The sequence below is a fragment of the Deefgea sp. CFH1-16 genome, assembly GCF_016881365.1.
In the GTDB taxonomy this organism is placed as follows: Bacteria; Pseudomonadota; Gammaproteobacteria; order Burkholderiales; family Chitinibacteraceae; genus Deefgea.
On the sequence record NZ_WLYT01000001.1, the window covers coordinates 2,870,008 to 2,886,643 of the forward strand.

The following is a 16,636-nucleotide window of genomic DNA, read 5'->3' on the forward strand; positions in this document are numbered from 1 at the left end:
TTTTGACGATGCTAGGGTTTGTTGATATTTGGTTTACCAACCGCGTTTGCGCGATTTTGGCCTAAGGCAAGGCACGAAGCGTGCAGCACGGCTGGGGAAATCGCAAATATTGGCCTTGGAATCGCATTTCGTTTGCGCGCAGTGTGAATCTTATTTAAATCTTCAGCGCTAACCCTTCCCCTTACACCGTATTCGGGCTAAAGTTACGCGGTTTTGCCATTTGCCATTCGTCTAATCAAGGTTTTTATTATGCTCGCTATCATCGAGGCCGCAGGCTGGCCCATCTGGCTGATTATCGCTGCTTCTATTGCAACGGTGACCATTATTATTGAGCGTTTGCTGTCCTTACGTAAAACATTGGTGTTGCCGCAAGGTACTTTGGCCAAAGTGGTACAAGAGTATCGTAGCCAAGGCGTGACGGCAGAAAGTTTGAATAAATTGTCAGCGTCTAGCCCCTTGGGCAAGGTGTTGGCGGCGGGCTTTGAAAAACGTAAAAAGCTCACGCGAAATCATGAAAGAATCAATCGAAGAAACCGGCAGCGCCGTTGCTCATGACTTAAATCGCTATTTGTCGACTTTAGGTACGCTGGCTGCGGTGACCCCACTATTGGGTTTGTTTGGTACCGTGATCGGGATGATTGAGATTTTTGGTTCGCAAGCCCCAAGTGGCGCCGGTAATCCAGCCGCTTTGGCGCACGGGATTTCAATTGCGCTGTATAACACCGCTTTCGGGATTATCGTTGCGGTGCCAGCGTTGATGTTTTATCGCTATTTTGCCAGCAAGGTCGATGACTTTATTGTTGAGATGGAGCAGCAGGCGATTAAGCTGGTTGAGATTGTCCACGGCGAACGCCACCAATAAAAAAACGGCTGCAAAGGCCAAATACTGCGTCACAAAGCGGGTTCGAAATCCTCATTTACATGAGTAAACTCTGGTTTCTCCCCAGCTTTGTTTCTTGTCTTTGACCTTTTCGCTCGTTTTTAGCTTCTCATCATGAAGAAGGCAAAACCTTATGAAATTCAATAAAGGCCGTCGTGGCCGCATCGATCCGGAAATCAACTTTATTCCCTTGATCGACGTGCTGTTGGTGATTTTGATTTTCTTGATGGCAACGACCACGTATTCCAAGTTTGCCGAGCTGAAAATCAACCTGCCTACGGCCGATGCCGTGAAGCAAGAAGAACAACCGCAATCGATCCAAGTGGGCATTTCGGGCAATGGGCAGTTAATGATTAACGGCCAACCCGCGCAATTTAATAGCCCCGACGATTTCGCGGTACAACTGCGCCGCGCCGCCGGCAGCAACGCCGAGCCGATGATCGTCATCAACGCCGACGCGCAAACTAGCCACCAAAACGTCGTCAACGTGATGGAAGCGGCAAGGGTCGCCGGCTACGGCAAGCTGACGTTTGCCACGCAGACCAGTGGGCAGAAGTGATTGGATTGATCGTTAAAAACGGCGCTGCGGCGCCGTTTTTTGTGTAGAGCTGGAATGATTTAGCCTTGTAGGGTGTGCAAATCTTGATTTGCGCACGCGGGATACAGCGTTTAAATCAGTGTTGAATTGGTGGCTTACACCTTCTTTGGCTATCCATTCTTTATGGGTGATGTATTTGCTTGTGGGTACTTGACTGACAATGCTTGGCGGAAAATACATTGGTATTTTCTTGTGCTTGGAAATCAATCGACTCTGACCCCTTTGATTTCCTATGCTGATCAACAACACCAAAAATATATGGAAGGGAAAATGACCAAAGAAGAATTTATAAATGAATATCGCGACCCTAAAAATTATCGACCTGAATTACCAAGCTCGAATCGTAGTGATAATAAACGCCCAGAAAGGTAGTTCATAATATGTTTGATATTTTCCAAGCTGTTAGATGTGGTGAGGTTGAATCTGTACAGGCAGCAATCAAGCAAGGTGCTGACGTTAATATGTTAAACAAACATGGTGAGAATTTGCTAATTCATGCTATAGCATGGAAACAAAAAGACGCTGTTGAACTACTTATAAAATTAGGTATTGATATAAATAGACAATCAAAAAAAGGTCGGTCAGCACTTCATGTGGCAGCTGAAACAAAACAGCATGATATTGTTGAATTGTTACTTAATTCTGGTGCGGAGGTTGCTGCACTTGATGACTTAAATCGTGAAGCATTATGGTATGCCTCATGGTTACCTAAAGGGGACTATACTAGTGTTGAATTATTGCTTAAATTTGGTTCAAACCCACTTCATTGCGATATGAATAATAATTCACCATTAAGTTTTTCACGTGAGGTTTGTGATTTTGAATTGCAGAAAAAATTTGAGGATTATTTAGGCGTTAGGAAATCAATGGGGTCAGACTCGATTGATTTCTAGTTTTCCGTGGAATCAATCGAGTCTGACCCCTTTGATTGCTCTTTTCTTGTGCTTGGAAATCAATCGACTCTGACCCCTTTGATTCCGTTAATCACAAGGCAGAGAAAAATGATTACGACTCCTTTAAGGCAGAGCACAAACGAATCAAGAACGATGGTGGTGTGCAAAATCCAAATAATTACAATCGGATTAATTCTCCAGGAGCGAAATACTGATGAATGCTGCGAATATTTTGAAATTTGGGGAGCACCAATTATGGTGTCTCACGGCTTCTAATTTAGACGCTGCTTTGAGTGCCATTAGCAACCGAGAGGTTGATGGTTTATTTATTTCTCAATTTCGAGGGTATACAGGTCATAGTTTGGCATGCTTAGAAAAGTTTGAAGATCTAAAAATATTGGCAATTGATGATTTGCAAGGGGTTGATATTTCCAATGTCGAGAAAATTGAAAGTTTGGAGTATTTATCCATTGGCAATGTGGATACTTCAATTCAATTGGCTGGATTGTCGAAACTAAGACATTTACGTCTTCAAGCAGGAAAGAATAAGTGTCTTCCTAAAATTGGTCTAGCTAATCTTCACAATCTTGCTATATGGAATTTTAGTGAATCTGATCTTTCAATTCTTGAAGGCTACCCAGAACTCGAATCATTGGAAATTATACAGGCTAAGAAGTTAATCTCGTTGGAAGGCATTGAAGCATGCAAAAAACTTTCCTGCGTTGTGTTGTCATATTGTCCTGCATTACATAATATTAATGCGCTGATTAAACTAAATCTGCTTCAGAGTTTTGAGTTGAAAAATACAAAAAAAATACATGACTATGTGGCACTTGGAAAATTAGTACATCTGAAAAAGCTAATTATTGATAAAGCGGGTTCTTTGCAAGGAGTGCACGCAATAAGTAATTTGAAAAAATTAGAGCATTTAGTAATCATAGGTTCCCCTATTTTGGATAACAATCTTGCTCCGCTTAAGTTGTTACCATCTTTGACGCATGTCTACTTGGATAATAAAAAGGAATACGAACCCATTCTTGGTGAATTAAAGAAAATGGTACTTGAACGCAAAAACAGCAATTGATCACAATTTTATGTGACTAAGTGCGCACGAGGATACGGCTAACGACCGAATACCGCATATGCCGTAATAGTTTTCGTCGGGTGATAAAAGCTGCGCGTATTGATGCGATCATGGTACGAGTTGAGTCTGCGACGCTCAATGCTATCTGCCGCCACTAAGCCGCAGTGCTGCTTAGGTATATTGATCTAGGCATTATTCAGTAATGTATACAAAGATATACCTTTGATTGTTAGGCTTGGATTTACTCTTTAATAAGACCTGAATCAGCCAAGCCACGATGATGAAAGCTTTAACATAGGAGGCGATATACAAACCTGCCCCAAATGTCGCCATGTTCGCCGTGTCGATGAAACTGCACCCGATTGGCAGTGCCCAGCGTGCGGTGTGGCGTATGCCAAAGTCATGGAGTCAGCTCCACGTGAAGTAGCGCGTCCGGTGCAGCGCGCTGAGTCCGCGGCTTGGCCTTGGGGTTGGATGATTACTGTATTGTTGGTGGCAGGCTTGGTGTGGGGCGGGGTGAATGGCTTGAAAGGCGCGGCTAGCGTCAAAACTGACTTATCGAGCGAGCAGATCAGTCAGTTAGCGGCGAGCTTGAAACCGAGCGATGTGGTGATGTACACGACGACCGAATGCACTTACTGCCATCAAGCTAAAGTGTGGCTGGATAGTCAGGGCTTTGTGTTTACCGAATGCAATATGAGCATTGATGCGCGTTGCGAGCGTGAATTTACCAGCTATGGCGCGAGTGGAACGCCTTTGCTCTTGGTGCGCGGCAAAATGATGAGTGATGGTTTTGATAGTGATGAGTTTCTGGCGCTGTTGCAGCGCGGTGCGGTTTAAACGGGATGTGGTTTATGAATTTAGCGAATGGCTTGGCTGATGTGCGAGGGATTTCTATTTTGACTTTACAACGAGGTTCAACTCAACTTTGCGCTGCGGCATGGTGTGCGTTGCTGATTGCGGTCGCACCGGCACAGGCGGAAGAGACAGTGTGTGCCAAGGTTAAAATCGAAATCAAGCAAGAGCTTACTTTGGAGCGGCAAGCATTTGATGCCGAAATGAAAATTAATAACACTACAGATCGGGCGTGATAGAAAACGTTTTGAATCAATCGACTCTGACCCCTTTGATTTTATTTGATTCACAAATACAGGAAAGATGGAAAGTCGTGAGTTACATCATGTTGACCCACAAAGAAATGGAGGGAGTAATGGACCAAGGAATTTAAGGGAGTTAACCCCTGATCAGCATAGAGCTTTGGATCCTTATAGATATTAGTTTTTAGGTACTGATGAGGTGTATTTAATGAGTGATTTTCATGAAAGTACGGAGATTGATTTAAAGTTCGGTAAATCAATTAAGCGTGAAACTTTCCACCGCTGGGCAATTGCCTTTGGTTTGGTGTTAATGGATGATTTCTACTTTTGTCCTAGAACAGATAAACCGAAACCTTGGCAAGCTGAGAGTGTATTTAGTATTACATTATTTTTTAAGGGTGTTGAGCCCTATGTCACTGATGAGGACATTTCAGAAGGCAATGGAGGGATGATTGACTCTTTAAGGATTGAGTATTTAATGGGCCCGTTACCACGGGGCTGTATTGATGTATTACTCGGGTTCTTAGAACGAATAATTATTGATTTTGATGTAACTATATTTTTTCCTGGGGAAAATGTTAATTTATCCCAGATGAAATTAAAGTTATTTGAAATAGCTGATGTGTTGGATAGTGAGTTTGATGGTGCTGGATCGGACTCTTGGGCAACTTTGTTTAGGCTGTCTCGTTAGTTTGACTGGATTGGCGATCCCAAACGCCGTTTTGCATGTTGGGCACAATGGCACGAGTTGAGTCTGCAACGCTCAGTGCTATGCGCCGCACCTAAGCCAAAATATTGCTTAGGTATACTAATATAGACATTGTTAAGTAGTGCTCACAAAGATATACCCTTGATTGTTTGGGTCGAATTTACCCTTTATAAAGACGCGAATCAGGCACACCACGATGATTATAAAATCAAATGGGTCAGACTCGATTGATTTCTAGTTTTCCGTGGAATCAATCGAGTCTGACCCCTTTGATTGCTGAATTTGCGGGTTACGCCTTCGGCTAACCCGCCCTACGTGGGGGTATTTCCTTGTGGGGCATGTTTGACAAGGCTTGGCGGGCTATACATCTTTTTTTTGTGGTTTTCAGGTTGTGTGTTGATGCTGGTTAAAGCATCGCGGCATTCCCTCTCCCTTGATGGGAGAGGGTTAGGGTGATACGACGGCGTGTAGCGCAACGCACCCATCTCAGCCTTCCCCCACAAGGCTGCGTCGCGTGACTCACGCCGTGTTGCGTGGCTTGGTTTTATTAATCTGCGCTGATGCGCTGATGCGCTGATCCGCTGATGCGCTGATCCGCTGTTGTTCTGTCTGAATCCAATTGGCGGGTTACGCCTAACGGCTAACCCACCCTACGATGATGTGTTTATGAATATTGAATCTTTTCTCAACCGAATTTGGTATGGCCGCCTAACGATTTGGGCGGTTTTGCTGTGGCCGCTTTCCATGCTGTTTGCGCTACTCGCTAAGCTCAATGCGCTGCTGTTTCAACTCAAAATCAAACACTCGACGCGTTTGCCGGTGCCGGTGGTGGTGGTGGGCAATATCACGGTTGGCGGCACGGGTAAAACGCCGTTGACGATTTATCTGGCGCAGCAATTAACGCAGCTAGGTTGGCAGGTCGGGATTATTTCTCGCGGCTATGCCCGCAGCGGCGATGAATCGCCATACGCCGCTGGCGGTGACGGTTGATAGCGATCCGGCGGTGGTGGGCGATGAGCCGCTGCTATTGGCGCGGGCAACTCAGGTGCCGGTGTTTGTCGCAAGGCAGCGCGCCAGCGCGGGGCAGGCGTTGCTGGCAGCACATCCGGCGGTGAATGTGCTTTTGTGTGACGATGGTTTGCAGCATTATGCTTTGGCGCGCGATATTGAGTTGTGTGTGATTGATGCCGCGCGCGGTTTAGGTAATGGTTTACGTTTGCCGGCTGGGCCGCTGCGCGAGCCGCGTGGCCGCTTAGGGCAAGTTTCGGCGGTGGTATTGAATGGTAAGCCAGATTTAGACTTGCTTGGCGAGCCATACCCGCCGCAGTTTGTGATGCAATTAGCGGCGAGTGCTTGCTATCAATTACACCACCCCGAGATCAAGCGCTACGCGGCGGATTTTGCTGGTGAATCGCTGACGGCGATGGTGGGGATGGGTAATCCTGCGCGTTTTTTTTGCCACGCTACGCGGTTTGAATTACCAGTTTATTGAGCAAGCAATGCCCGATCATCATGCTTTTTGCGCTGCCGATTTGCCCGCTAGCGGCGCGATGATCGTTACGGAAAAGGACGCGGTGAAGCTCGCTGCCTTAAATTTAATGGCAGACGGTGATAGAATCTGGGTCTTGCCAGTGACAGCGCAGATTGAACCGAATCTGGCGCAATGGCTGCAAGCTACTTTATCTGCAATTACGGAGTATCAAAATGGACGCTAAGCTACTGGAAATTCTAGTGAGCCCAGTTTCAAAAGGCCCTTTGATTTACGATAAGGCCAAGCAAGAGTTGATCTCCAAAGCAGATCGTTTGGCATTCCCAATTAAAGACGGCATCCCGGTGATGCTGGTGAGCGAAGCGCGCGAACTTAGCCCAGAAGAGTTTGAATAATGAGCTTTGTGGCGATTATTCCGGCGCGGCTTAATTCAACGCGCTTGCCCAATAAGCCTTTGGCCGATATTGGTGGCAAACCGATGGTGGTGCGGGTGGTTGAGCAAGCTTTGCGCTCAAATGCCTCTATGGTGGTGGTGGCTGCCGACGCGATGCCGATTCAAGACGCAGTGACTTTGGCGGGCTACGCCTCGTTGTTAACGCGAGCTGATCATGCGTCTGGCACCGATCGATTGGCCGAAGCGGTGGATCGTTTGGAACTGCCTGATGACGCCATTGTGGTCAATGTGCAAGGCGATGAGCCTTTGATTGATCCAGAACTTATCAATGCCGTAGCCGCAGCGCTGAGCGCCAATCCAAGTTGGGCCATGGCCACCGCGAGTCACCCGATTACCGATGCGGAAGAATTTTTTAATCCCAATGCGGTGAAAGTGGTCTGCGATGCACAGCAAAAAGCGCTGTTTTTTAGCCGCGCGCCGATGCCGTGGCACCGCGATGCTTTTGCTGCTGACAATGAAGATGCCGACTGGGTATTGCCCGCTAATCTAGGCGCGCAAAGGCATATCGGCCTATACGCTTATAGAGCGGGCTTTTTACGCCAGTACCGTGATTTAGCCGTGTCGCCGCTCGAGCAAGTTGAGGCGCTAGAGCAATTGCGCGTGCTGTGGCATGGCTTTGCGATTGGCGTGCATATTGCCAGTAGCGCGCCTGCCGCTGGGGTTGATACCCCTGAAGATCTAGCGCGAGTGCGCGCAATCGTTGCCCAGCAGGGCTAATCAGCGAGGTTGATATGCAAATTGTCGCTTTCTACGCCGCATTGCTGTGCCTGCTCTATTTGTATTTGACCTTTCGCGTGATTAAGCTGCGACGAAAATTTAGCGCCGCTTTGGGGGATCAACAACAACCCGAGTTAAATCGGGCCATTCGGGCGCATGCTAATTTTGCCGAGTACGTGCCGTTTTGCTTGCTGTTGTTGTTTTTACTCGAAATGCAAAATGCGGCGCATTTATTATTACAAGGCTTGGGTTTGGCTTTATTATTAGGCCGAATCTTGCATGCTTATGCGATTAGTCAGCTTAAAGAGAAGCTTAAATTCCGTGTTGCTGGGATGATGCTCACTTTGATGACCATGCTGATTGCTGCGCTGGCTTTGTTTTTTAATACCTTGTTTTAAATATAAGAAATATTCTATTTGCGTTGAGCACTACTGAGTATTCGTACTTTCAAACCACTAGGAAAACACCATGCGATTAATTCTTTTGGGCGCGCCAGGCGCTGGTAAAGGGACACAGGCGAACTTTATCCGCGAACAATTTGGCATTCCACACAAATCTCGACTGGCGACATGCTGCGCGCTGCGGTTAAAGCAGGCACGCCCTTAGGGCTAGAAGCAAAAGCCATTATGGATGCCGGCGGTTTGGTGCGCGATGACATTATTATTGGTCTGGTTAAAGAGCGTATTGCACAAGCCGATTGCGCCAATGGTTTCTTGTTTGATGGCTTTCCACGCACGATTCCACAAGCTGAAGCGATGATCGCAGCGGGTGTTGATATTGATTACGTGGTTGAAATCGACGTGCCAGACGCCAATATCGTTGATCGTATGGCCGGCCGCCGTGTGCACGTGGCTTCGGGCCGTACTTTCCACATCAAATACAATCCACCGAAAGTGGAAGGCATTGATGATGAGACTGGCGAGCCTTTGGTACAGCGTGATGACGATAAAGAAGACGTGGTCTTAAAGCGTTTGGGCGTTTATCACGAACAAACCGAAGTCTTGGTTGATTTTTACGGTAAATTGGCCGCTTCTGGCCATGGCAATGCACCGAAATACATCAAAATCGATGGCACGCAAGCGGTTGATGTGGTGCGTGAGCAAACGCTCAAAGCGTTGGGCGCATAAGCGGCGCTGAGCTTGCCGGTTTAAATGCAAAAAACCACTTCGATAAGAAGTGGTTTTTTTACGTCTGAAAAATTTTTTTTGATGTTGCTGTTTTTTTGGGCAGATGCGCTTTAAGTACCGCCATATGCAATCACGATCACAATCGTACGGGCGTAGAGAAGGGCAGTTAATCGTACTGGCGCGGGGCAAACTGAACCGTGAGGTCTTTGCTGGCTTTACGCGCTAAGCGACTATTTCTCCCTAGTAGTAATTTAAGTTGCCAGATTTTTTCTAGACGTAAGGCTTTGCTTGGCTTGAGGTGCATGGCATTGAGTACTTGCTTGCCGGCGTGCAAAGCGTCGGGCGACTGTCGGCATAAACGCTCTGCCATTGCAGTGGCCGCAATTAACGGGTTCTCATCGACTGCGCTAATTAATCCCAGCGTCTTGGCTTCGGTGCCGCTCAAAATACGCCCAGTAAAGGTGAGCTCTTTGGCGACATCACTGGCGACCAATCCGCGTAGCGTTTGTGTAATACCCATATCGGGCACCAGCCCCCAGCGACTTTCCATAATGGATAGTTGACAATCTGGTGCGGCAATTCGAAAGTCAGCCGCTAAAGCGAGCTGCATGCCGGCACCAAAACAATGGCCATGCAAAACGGCGATCACCGGAAATGGCAGCGTTTGCCAAATTAGAAATGCTTTTTGAAACACACTTTGCCCCGGCTTGATCAGTTGCCACATTGCAAACCAGCGATTTTTAGCTTGATTTAAGTCGTTCAAATCGATACCCGCGCTAAAAGATTCCCCTTGCCCTAGAAGGATAACGCAGCGAATTTGCTTGTTTTTCTTTAATTGTTTGGCGCGTTTCAATTAAATCCATCAGTAGTGAAAACGACATTGCATTGCGTTTTTCTGGGCGATTGAGTGCAACGTAGGCAATTGGGCCTTTGATCTCTAAGTGTAAATTAGGCATGCAATGACTCTTTGATAAGGGGCGCATTTGCGCCAGTTTAGCGGGTTGGATCGAGCGGCAAGCTTGCTTATTTCTGTGCTCAAAGATTGTGCCAGAGATCGGCAAAGAAAGAATAAAAACAGTTGTTTGAAACACATTGGCGTTGTCATTTATGCGACGGTATGCAATTTAAAGGGGAGATGGATATTCGCGGGTATATTTGCTGCCGTAAGCTGCTTTGAAAGGCGTGGTTAATTTTTTTTAGCGATGCTGTATTTTGGTATTTAAAACTGAAAATAATGCGGTCAAATATGATGAAAAAATTCAGAAATGTTTTTTTATTGTCGGTGCTGATCTTGTACTGAAGATGAATTTGATAGGGTGAAATGAATTATTTTATTTAAATTTAATAATTTTCTAATTTAGCTTCGATTGAGGAAATTTGAATTTTGAATGAATGGTTTTTAATGTTGGTAGAGATAGCTGGTAAGCAATGGGTCGTGGCCAATAAAAAACGACATAAATGTCGTCTTTTATTGGCCAGCAACAACTAACATTTACTTCACTTGTCGTGATTTACGGTTGCGTGCAGCGAATAGTCCGACTAGGCCAAGCCCCATTAGAGCATAGGTTTCTGGCTCAGGAACAGGCTGCGTAATTTTTACGAGTGAACCAAAGCCAGCTTGATTACTGGCGGTATAGGTGCCATAGCGAGTTTGTCCATCAGAGAATGTCGCAGCAACCTTTGCGCCAATAAAACCTGCGCCATCAATCCCGCTGCAATCAATGCAGCTTAGTAAATCAGTATCAACACCAAAAATAAATTTCTGCCCTGCCGAGAATGTATTGCCTAAAAAACTAAAGGTTACTTGCTGTTTGCCATCTAAAGCGGTATTGCTTGGTGCCATTGCTGAAACACCGCCTGTTGAAGTGTTAATTATTAAGCCAGAAGGACTTGTTCCTGGCGTCGCTGTGGTAGTGTCAAAAAAACCGCCAATTGGTGTTAAGTCCCAAGTTAATGAAGTGATGTATTCTCCAGCTGTCGAATTATTAAAAAACTGGAATGCATCATTAGTGCTGAATGTGGTGCCGCTGATAATTTGCCCGCTTGCGGAAATCTGCGCAAAAGACGAGGTGCTTAGTAGAGCGGCAATAACAGCAATTTTTTTGAGGTGTTTCATTACATGCTCCGTACGCAGTTTAAAGTGGGCAAGTCTCAAATTAAATTATTGAGGCGGTTTATTAGCTCTAGTTTTAAATTGATGTGTGTAACAAAGCAAGAATGAGTGTTAAATTTTTTGATAAGTGGTAATTAATTAATTCCTTATTTAATGATTTGATGATTTATCAGTTCTTGTTGTTTTGTTTTTAATGTCTAGGTATTTGTAATTTTTTCTCTATTAATTCAATTGATTTTGTTGCTGCATCATTTCTAACGCAGTCAATTAAGTCGCAGTCATTCATGCTACGTAGCCACGTGAGTTGGCGTTTGGCGAGTTGGCGGGTGGCGGCAATGCCTTTTTCGCGGCAGGTGGCTAAATTATATTCACCATCTAAATGACTCCATGCTTGGCGGTAGCCGACACAGCGCATGGATGGTAAATCCAGATTGAGCGGGTATTTGGCGCGCAGCATTTGTACTTCGGCCAATAAGCCGTCACTGAGCATTTGATCAAAACGCAGCGCAATCCGTTGGTGAAGCACGGAACGATCACTTGGAACTAAGGCAATTTTGAGTAAATCGTAGGGGAGTGTCTCTTTGGCGGGCTCAGCCAATATGCTCGACATGGTTTTACCCGATAAAATGCAGACTTCTAAAGCGCGCTCGATTCTTTGTGTGTCATTGGGGTCAAGCCGAGCCGCTGTGATGGGGTCTAATGCGGCTAATCGTTGGTGCATCGCTGCCCAACCGATAGCTTGAGCATCTAAATGAATTTGGGCGCGCAGCTCGGCATCGGCCGTGGGTAGGTCGTGAATGCCTTGTTGCAAGGTGTTGAAATACAGCATGGTACCGCCAACTAACACCGGCACTTTGCCACGCGCGATAATGTCGTCCATCAAGGCGCGGGCATCTAGCCTAAATTGTGCGGCTGAATAGACCTCAGTAGGGTCGATGATGTCGATTAAATGGTGCGGTGCCGCCGCGAGTTCGGCTTTGCTGGGTTTGGCGCTGCCAATATTCATGTCTTTAAACACTAAGGCCGAATCGACCGAAATGAGTTCAACCGGCAGCCCCAGCTCTCTATAAGCCGCATGGCTGTCGCCGTTTTACCGCTGGCCGTAGGCCCCATGATGAAAATAGCAGGAGGAAGTGGATTCATGATTGGGCCGTGGCAATTGTAGATAGATTAAGTTTGGCGTTGCAGCTTTGCGTCGTGGTCATACAGGATGCAGCACAAAATTCATTACTGCCCCCGCATAAACATTTTATCAAGGTCATTCATGGTGAGGCGAAACCACGTCGGTCGGCCGTGATTGCATTGGCCAGATCGCTCGGTGACTTCCATTTCTCGCAATAATGCGTTCATTTCTGGCTGCGTGAGCTGGCGATTGGCGCGCACCGCGCCGTGGCAGGCCATGGTGGCCAATAGCTCGTTGCGACGGCCTGATAGCACTTGCGAGACGCCCACTTGGCGAATATCGCGCAGCATGGCTTGGGCTAATTCAACGGGATTGCTGTTTTGCAATAACATTGGCACGGCGCGAACTGAGAGCTGTGTGGGCGAAGTGACTGAGATTTCTAGCCCTAAATCGGCGAGTTGCTCACCAAAGTCTTCGACGGTGGCGATGTCAAATTTGTCGGCGTTAAATACATGCGGAATGAGCAAAGGTTGCATCGGCATATTGGCTAAATCGAGTGCCGTTTTGAGTTTTTCATACACCACGCGCTCATGCGCAGCGTGCATGTCGACAACGATGAGGCCTTCGTTGGTTTGGCTCAAAATATAAACGCCATGCAATTGGCCTAACGCAAAACCCAGTGGCGGCGCGCCATTTTCATCACTAGGTGGCAGGTTAGTGCGCGGTGTTGCTAGCCATGGTGCAGGCTGATCAATGCGAGCGCCACCGATCTTCGTACGCTGCTCAGGCTCGGCGGTGTTGCTGATGATTGGCGCAACTGGCGCTAAATCAATCGGTGCACGGTATGAAGGTGAAACATCAGCATTGGGGACGCTAGCGGCACCTTGGCGTAAATCGGCAAACATGGTTTCGTAAACCTGCAGCCCTTCACCTGCAATCGGAGCGAGCGGTATCGATTGTTGGCGATATGCCATTTTGGCGTAATCTTGCGGTTTGTAGTTATTTTCTTGGGGTATTGTTACCGGGGTTTGTATTTCTCCAGTCTCGGCATCTATACCCTCTGGTAACTTACCCGCTTTGGTTTGAGCAAGCGCTTTCGATAAGCTGGTCAGCAAAAAGCGATAGATGGCTTGGCTTTCGCGAAAGCGCACTTCAATTTTGGTGGGGTGGACGTTGACATCCACGCCTTCGGGGTCGAGCTCTAAAAACAGGCAAAATGACGCGTGCAGATTGTGGTGTAGTACATCGCGATAGGCTTCTTTAAGTGCATGCATGACCACTTTGTCGCGAACAAAGCGGCCATTGACAAAAAAGTATTGCGCTTCGCGGCTGGTTTTCCCTAGTGTTGGAGAACCTGTAATGCCATGTAGACGTAAGCTGCCAATCCCTTCGTCAACCACAATCCCGGACTGCACAAATTCATCGCCGATAATCGCTGCGGCACGTTTGGCTAAATCACCCGCCAGCCAGCGCTGCTGCGCTTTGCCGTTGTGCAGCAAGGTGATTTGAATTTGCGGATTAGCCAGTGCCAAGCGCTCCACCATGCTTAGGCAGTGAGCGTATTCGGTGCTGTCGGATTTTAAGAATTTTTTCCGTGCGGGCACTTGCGTATACAGCTCGTGCACTTCGATGGTGGTGCCGCAGGCTAAAGCGGCGGGCTCCGGTTCAAGTAGATGACCATGGTCGGCTTCAACTCGCCACGCGTGGGCAGATAATTGATCATTTTCAGTAAAGCGGCTGGTTAAACTCAGTCGAGAAACCGAGGCAATCGAGGCCAAGCCTTCGCCGCGAAAACCTAAAGTACCAACCTTGGCTAAGTCATCCATGCTGCTGATTTTGCTGGTGGCATGGCGATGCAAGGCCAGACCGAGATCGTCTTTGGCGATGCCGCAGCCGTCGTCAATGACTTTAATGAGCTTGCTGCCGCCGGCTTGCAGTTCAATTTGCAAGCTTTTGCTGCCGGCATCAATGCTGTTTTCTAATAGTTCTTTTAATGCCGACGCGGGGCGCTCAACCACCTCGCCGGCGGCGATTTGATTCACAAGATGATCGGAAAGTCTTTGGATGCGTGGCATGAATTTGAACTATGGTGGTAAAAGCGAAAGAGGCAGAAGTATACCAGCCAGCCTGACGAGGAATGTAGCTGATGCACAAAAAACCAAGCTGTGTGGTCATTGATGATGATGGAATTTTAAGAAATCTAATGGCCAGTTTAATGCGTAGCCTTGAATTTGAAGTTGTTGGCGAAGCGAGCCATGCGCAAGATGGACTTCGATTTTGTTTAGACTTACATCCTAAATTGGTATTGCTGGATATTAATTTGCCCGAGTCCAGTGGAATCGATTTGCTCGGACAAATTTTAAAACTAACCCCCGCACCGAAAGTCATTATGGTGACCGCCGAGCCCACGATTGATAGAGTCAGAACATCACTCACCAGGGGGCGCATCGGGATTTTTGGTGAAGCCATTTACTGCCGCTAAATTGATCTCTGCCGTGAATCACGCATTAGACATGCAGTTGTGAGTATGGCTTTATGATTGTGCGATGCGAGTTTTAGCGAGCGGTGGGTTTTTAGCAAAATAGCGTTTAATGCCTTTGTGTAAGGCTTGAGCCATTTTGTCTTGATACGTATCAGAAATGAGTTTTTGCTCTTCATCTGGATTTGAAATAAACGCAGTTTCAACCAAAATCGATGGAATATCTGGCGCTTTTAGTACCGCAAAATTGGCTTGTTCAACGCTCGGTTTATGTAAGCGATTGATTGTACCAATCTCACCGAGCATGGCTTTGCCAAGCTTCATGCTGTCGTTAATCGTTGCTGTCGTCGTTAAATCCATTAAAGTACGCGCCAAATACGGATTTTCAGTTTTGATTTTAATCCCACCAATTAAATCGGCATCATTTTGCGTTTGTGCCAACCAGCGCGCTTGGCTGCTGGTCGCGCCACCTTCGGATAAGGCAAAAACCGATGAGCCATTGGCACTAGGACGCACAAAGGCATCGGCGTGAATGGAGACAAATAAATCGGCATTGACCGCGCGCGCCTTTTTAACGCGCACACCCAATGGCACAAAATAATCACCATCACGCGTGAGAACAACGCGCACATTCGCTTCGTTTTCGAGTAGCGCTTTGAGTTTTTTGGCAATTTGCAAAACGACGACTTTTTCATGCGTGCCAGATGGGCCTACCGCGCCCGGATCTTCACCACCATGGCCAGGGTCGAGCACCACGGTAATTAAACGATCTACTTTTAGCTTATTGCGATCAACCGTGTTGTCATTGGCTTTGCTAGGTTCAACGGGCTTGGCGGCTTCGGCCACTTTGGGCTCAACAGGCTTGGCTTGCATCGCGCTGGCCGCAGCGGCGCTTGGATTGTCGTTGAGTAAGGCCAGCAAAGGATCGTTTTGCTCGGTCGGATAAAGATCAATCACCAAACGATGCTTGTATTCTGAAAATGGCGCGAGGGTAAACACTTGCGGGCTGACTTGGGTTTTTAAGTCTAAAACCAAGCGCACTGTGCCGGGTTTATTGCGCGCAGCGCGCAGTAATTTGATATACGGATCATCGCCGCCGACTTTACCGGCCAAACTTTGTAATTCAGTGTTTAAATCAATACCGTGCAGGTCAATGACCAGGCGATCTGGGTCTTTAATCATAAATTGATTAAAGGGGAGCGGCTCAGATGATTCAATCGTGACGCGGGTATACGCGGCCGAGGGCCAAACGCGCACCGCAACGACGCTGGCGTTACCAGCCAGACTGACCGGGCTCACCGATAAAATCAAGGTCGCGGCGGCAGCACGCAATACGTCGCGGCGATTTAAATTTAATTCGCAATTCATTGCGCTGATTGGACTGCTAAGGTCAAAGCGTTCTGGCATGTTTGGCCTAACTCACTGGTAGCGAACAATAAAATTTTTCGGCCTTCGCCTTCGGGTATTAATTGAATAATCCAATCTGGCGTGGGGAGTTGTCCGCTGGCTTTATCGGCCCATTCAATTAAGCACACTGATTCGGCATTAAAGTAATCCCTAAAGCCGGCGTCTTCCCATTCGCTTGGATCATTAAATCGATATAAATCAAAGTGATAAAAGTATAATTTAGAATCGGCTTTAAGTCCAAGCAAAGGGTAAGGTTCTACTAAGGTATAAGTTGGGCTTTTAACTCGCCCTGTAAAACCGCGCGCCGCGTAGAATGCCACGCGTGAGCGTGGTTTTCCCTGCCCCCAAATTGCCTTCTAAAAACACCACCATGCCAGCGTGTAATACCTGCGCAATTTGGCGGCCAAAATCCAGCGTAGCGGCTTCATCGTTTAAAAAAAGCGCTGAACGCGGTATCATTTGCAAT

At 47.1% G+C, this 16,636-nt stretch carries 21 protein-coding genes and 3 pseudogenes; 17 read left to right on the forward strand and 7 right to left on the reverse strand.

The window, feature by feature from the left end; all coding sequences use genetic code 11:
* Nucleotides 1-249 precede the first annotated feature (249 nt).
* From GKO28_RS20425 to adk, 16 genes and pseudogenes are all read left to right on the forward strand, one after another.
* Nucleotides 250-555, forward strand: a complete 306-nt coding sequence (locus GKO28_RS20425) for a MotA/TolQ/ExbB proton channel family protein (RefSeq protein ID WP_247646589.1) — start codon at nucleotides 250-252, stop codon at nucleotides 553-555.
* Nucleotides 512-862, forward strand: a complete 351-nt coding sequence (locus tag GKO28_RS20430) for a MotA/TolQ/ExbB proton channel family protein (protein WP_247646590.1) — start codon at nucleotides 512-514, stop codon at nucleotides 860-862. The genes GKO28_RS20425 and GKO28_RS20430 overlap by 44 nt, the downstream gene beginning before the upstream one ends.
* Nucleotides 863-1,013: 151 nt before the next feature.
* Nucleotides 1,014-1,439 (forward strand): biopolymer transporter ExbD, encoded by a 426-nt coding sequence (locus GKO28_RS15745; protein WP_173534436.1) that lies wholly within the window; start codon nucleotides 1,014-1,016, stop codon nucleotides 1,437-1,439.
* A 129-nt stretch (nucleotides 1,440-1,568) separates the two neighbouring features.
* The gene (locus GKO28_RS15750) at nucleotides 1,569-1,850 is read left to right on the forward strand and encodes a GH-E family nuclease (protein ID WP_307839116.1); all 282 of its coding nucleotides are present in this window, start codon (nucleotides 1,569-1,571) and stop codon (nucleotides 1,848-1,850) included.
* An 8-nt stretch (nucleotides 1,851-1,858) separates the two neighbouring features.
* Nucleotides 1,859-2,371, forward strand: coding sequence for an ankyrin repeat domain-containing protein (locus GKO28_RS15755; protein WP_182076999.1), 513 nt, complete (start codon nucleotides 1,859-1,861; stop codon nucleotides 2,369-2,371).
* A gap of 214 nt (nucleotides 2,372-2,585) precedes the next feature.
* Nucleotides 2,586-3,455 carry a hypothetical protein gene (locus tag GKO28_RS15760; RefSeq protein WP_182077000.1) on the forward strand — a complete coding sequence of 290 codons (870 nt, stop codon included), beginning with the start codon at nucleotides 2,586-2,588 and terminating at the stop codon, nucleotides 3,453-3,455.
* Between the two features lie 402 nt (nucleotides 3,456-3,857).
* Nucleotides 3,858-4,295 (forward strand): glutaredoxin family protein, encoded by a 438-nt coding sequence (locus GKO28_RS15765; protein WP_182077001.1) that lies wholly within the window; start codon nucleotides 3,858-3,860, stop codon nucleotides 4,293-4,295.
* Nucleotides 4,296-4,309: 14 nt separating this feature from the next.
* Nucleotides 4,310-4,546 carry a hypothetical protein gene (locus GKO28_RS15770; protein WP_182077002.1) on the forward strand — a complete coding sequence of 79 codons (237 nt, stop codon included), beginning with the start codon at nucleotides 4,310-4,312 and terminating at the stop codon, nucleotides 4,544-4,546.
* A gap of 214 nt (nucleotides 4,547-4,760) precedes the next feature.
* Nucleotides 4,761-5,243 carry a hypothetical protein gene (locus GKO28_RS15775; protein WP_182077003.1) on the forward strand — a complete coding sequence of 161 codons (483 nt, stop codon included), beginning with the start codon at nucleotides 4,761-4,763 and terminating at the stop codon, nucleotides 5,241-5,243.
* Nucleotides 5,244-5,927: 684 nt separating this feature from the next.
* On the forward strand, nucleotides 5,928-6,251 hold the full coding sequence (locus GKO28_RS21810) for a tetraacyldisaccharide 4'-kinase (RefSeq protein WP_282099338.1): 324 nt from the start codon (nucleotides 5,928-5,930) through the stop codon (nucleotides 6,249-6,251).
* Entirely contained in the window at nucleotides 6,217-6,753 is a 537-nt protein-coding gene (gene lpxK, locus GKO28_RS21815) for a tetraacyldisaccharide 4'-kinase (protein ID WP_282099339.1), read from the forward strand. Before GKO28_RS21810 ends, lpxK begins: the two co-directional genes overlap by 35 nt.
* 7 nt (nucleotides 6,754-6,760) lie before the next feature.
* Nucleotides 6,761-6,976 carry a tetraacyldisaccharide 4'-kinase gene (locus GKO28_RS21820; protein WP_282099340.1) on the forward strand — a complete coding sequence of 72 codons (216 nt, stop codon included), beginning with the start codon at nucleotides 6,761-6,763 and terminating at the stop codon, nucleotides 6,974-6,976.
* The gene (locus tag GKO28_RS15785) at nucleotides 6,966-7,145 is read left to right on the forward strand and encodes a Trm112 family protein (RefSeq protein ID WP_173534433.1); all 180 of its coding nucleotides are present in this window, start codon (nucleotides 6,966-6,968) and stop codon (nucleotides 7,143-7,145) included. The genes GKO28_RS21820 and GKO28_RS15785 overlap by 11 nt, the downstream gene beginning before the upstream one ends.
* A complete protein-coding gene (gene kdsB, locus GKO28_RS15790; RefSeq protein WP_374220773.1) occupies nucleotides 7,142-7,921 on the forward strand; it encodes a 3-deoxy-manno-octulosonate cytidylyltransferase in 780 nt (259 codons plus the stop codon). Before GKO28_RS15785 ends, kdsB begins: the two co-directional genes overlap by 4 nt.
* Nucleotides 7,922-7,935: 14 nt before the next feature.
* Nucleotides 7,936-8,319, forward strand: coding sequence for an MAPEG family protein (locus GKO28_RS15795; RefSeq protein WP_182077005.1), 384 nt, complete (start codon nucleotides 7,936-7,938; stop codon nucleotides 8,317-8,319).
* Nucleotides 8,320-8,389: 70 nt separating this feature from the next.
* Nucleotides 8,390-9,048: pseudogene (gene adk / locus GKO28_RS15800) on the forward strand (adenylate kinase).
* Nucleotides 9,049-9,214: 166 nt separating this feature from the next.
* Here the strand turns inward: adk and GKO28_RS15805 are convergent.
* The 5 genes and pseudogenes from GKO28_RS15805 to mutL all read right to left on the reverse strand — a co-directional run bounded on the left by GKO28_RS15805 (nucleotide 9,215) and on the right by mutL (nucleotide 14,359).
* Nucleotides 9,215-9,901, reverse strand: coding sequence for a crotonase/enoyl-CoA hydratase family protein (locus tag GKO28_RS15805; RefSeq protein WP_247646591.1), 687 nt, complete (start codon nucleotides 9,899-9,901; stop codon nucleotides 9,215-9,217).
* Nucleotides 9,825-10,004 (reverse strand): hypothetical protein, encoded by a 180-nt coding sequence (locus GKO28_RS20435; RefSeq protein WP_247646853.1) that lies wholly within the window; start codon nucleotides 10,002-10,004, stop codon nucleotides 9,825-9,827. Before GKO28_RS20435 ends, GKO28_RS15805 begins: the two co-directional genes overlap by 77 nt.
* Before the next feature lie 536 nt (nucleotides 10,005-10,540).
* The gene (locus GKO28_RS15810) at nucleotides 10,541-11,164 is read right to left on the reverse strand and encodes a PEP-CTERM sorting domain-containing protein (RefSeq protein WP_182077006.1); all 624 of its coding nucleotides are present in this window, start codon (nucleotides 11,162-11,164) and stop codon (nucleotides 10,541-10,543) included.
* 187 nt (nucleotides 11,165-11,351) lie between these two features.
* Nucleotides 11,352-12,304 (reverse strand): annotated as a pseudogene (miaA, locus tag GKO28_RS15815) (tRNA (adenosine(37)-N6)-dimethylallyltransferase MiaA).
* Nucleotides 12,305-12,388: 84 nt separating this feature from the next.
* Nucleotides 12,389-14,359, reverse strand: a complete 1,971-nt coding sequence (mutL, locus tag GKO28_RS15820; protein ID WP_182077007.1) for a DNA mismatch repair endonuclease MutL — start codon at nucleotides 14,357-14,359, stop codon at nucleotides 12,389-12,391.
* Between the two features lie 71 nt (nucleotides 14,360-14,430).
* Between mutL and GKO28_RS15825 the strand changes: the two genes are divergently transcribed.
* On the forward strand, nucleotides 14,431-14,766 hold the full coding sequence (locus tag GKO28_RS15825) for a response regulator (protein ID WP_182077008.1): 336 nt from the start codon (nucleotides 14,431-14,433) through the stop codon (nucleotides 14,764-14,766).
* 51 nt (nucleotides 14,767-14,817) lie between these two features.
* Here the strand turns inward: GKO28_RS15825 and GKO28_RS15830 are convergent, their stop codons facing one another.
* Complete coding sequence (locus tag GKO28_RS15830) at nucleotides 14,818-16,131, reverse strand: N-acetylmuramoyl-L-alanine amidase (protein WP_203564218.1); 1,314 nt, start codon at nucleotides 16,129-16,131, stop codon at nucleotides 14,818-14,820.
* A pseudogene (gene tsaE / locus GKO28_RS15835) lies at nucleotides 16,128-16,635 on the reverse strand (tRNA (adenosine(37)-N6)-threonylcarbamoyltransferase complex ATPase subunit type 1 TsaE). The gene GKO28_RS15830 and the pseudogene tsaE overlap by 4 nt, the downstream one beginning before the upstream one ends.
* Between the last annotated feature and the right edge of the window lies 1 nt (nucleotide 16,636).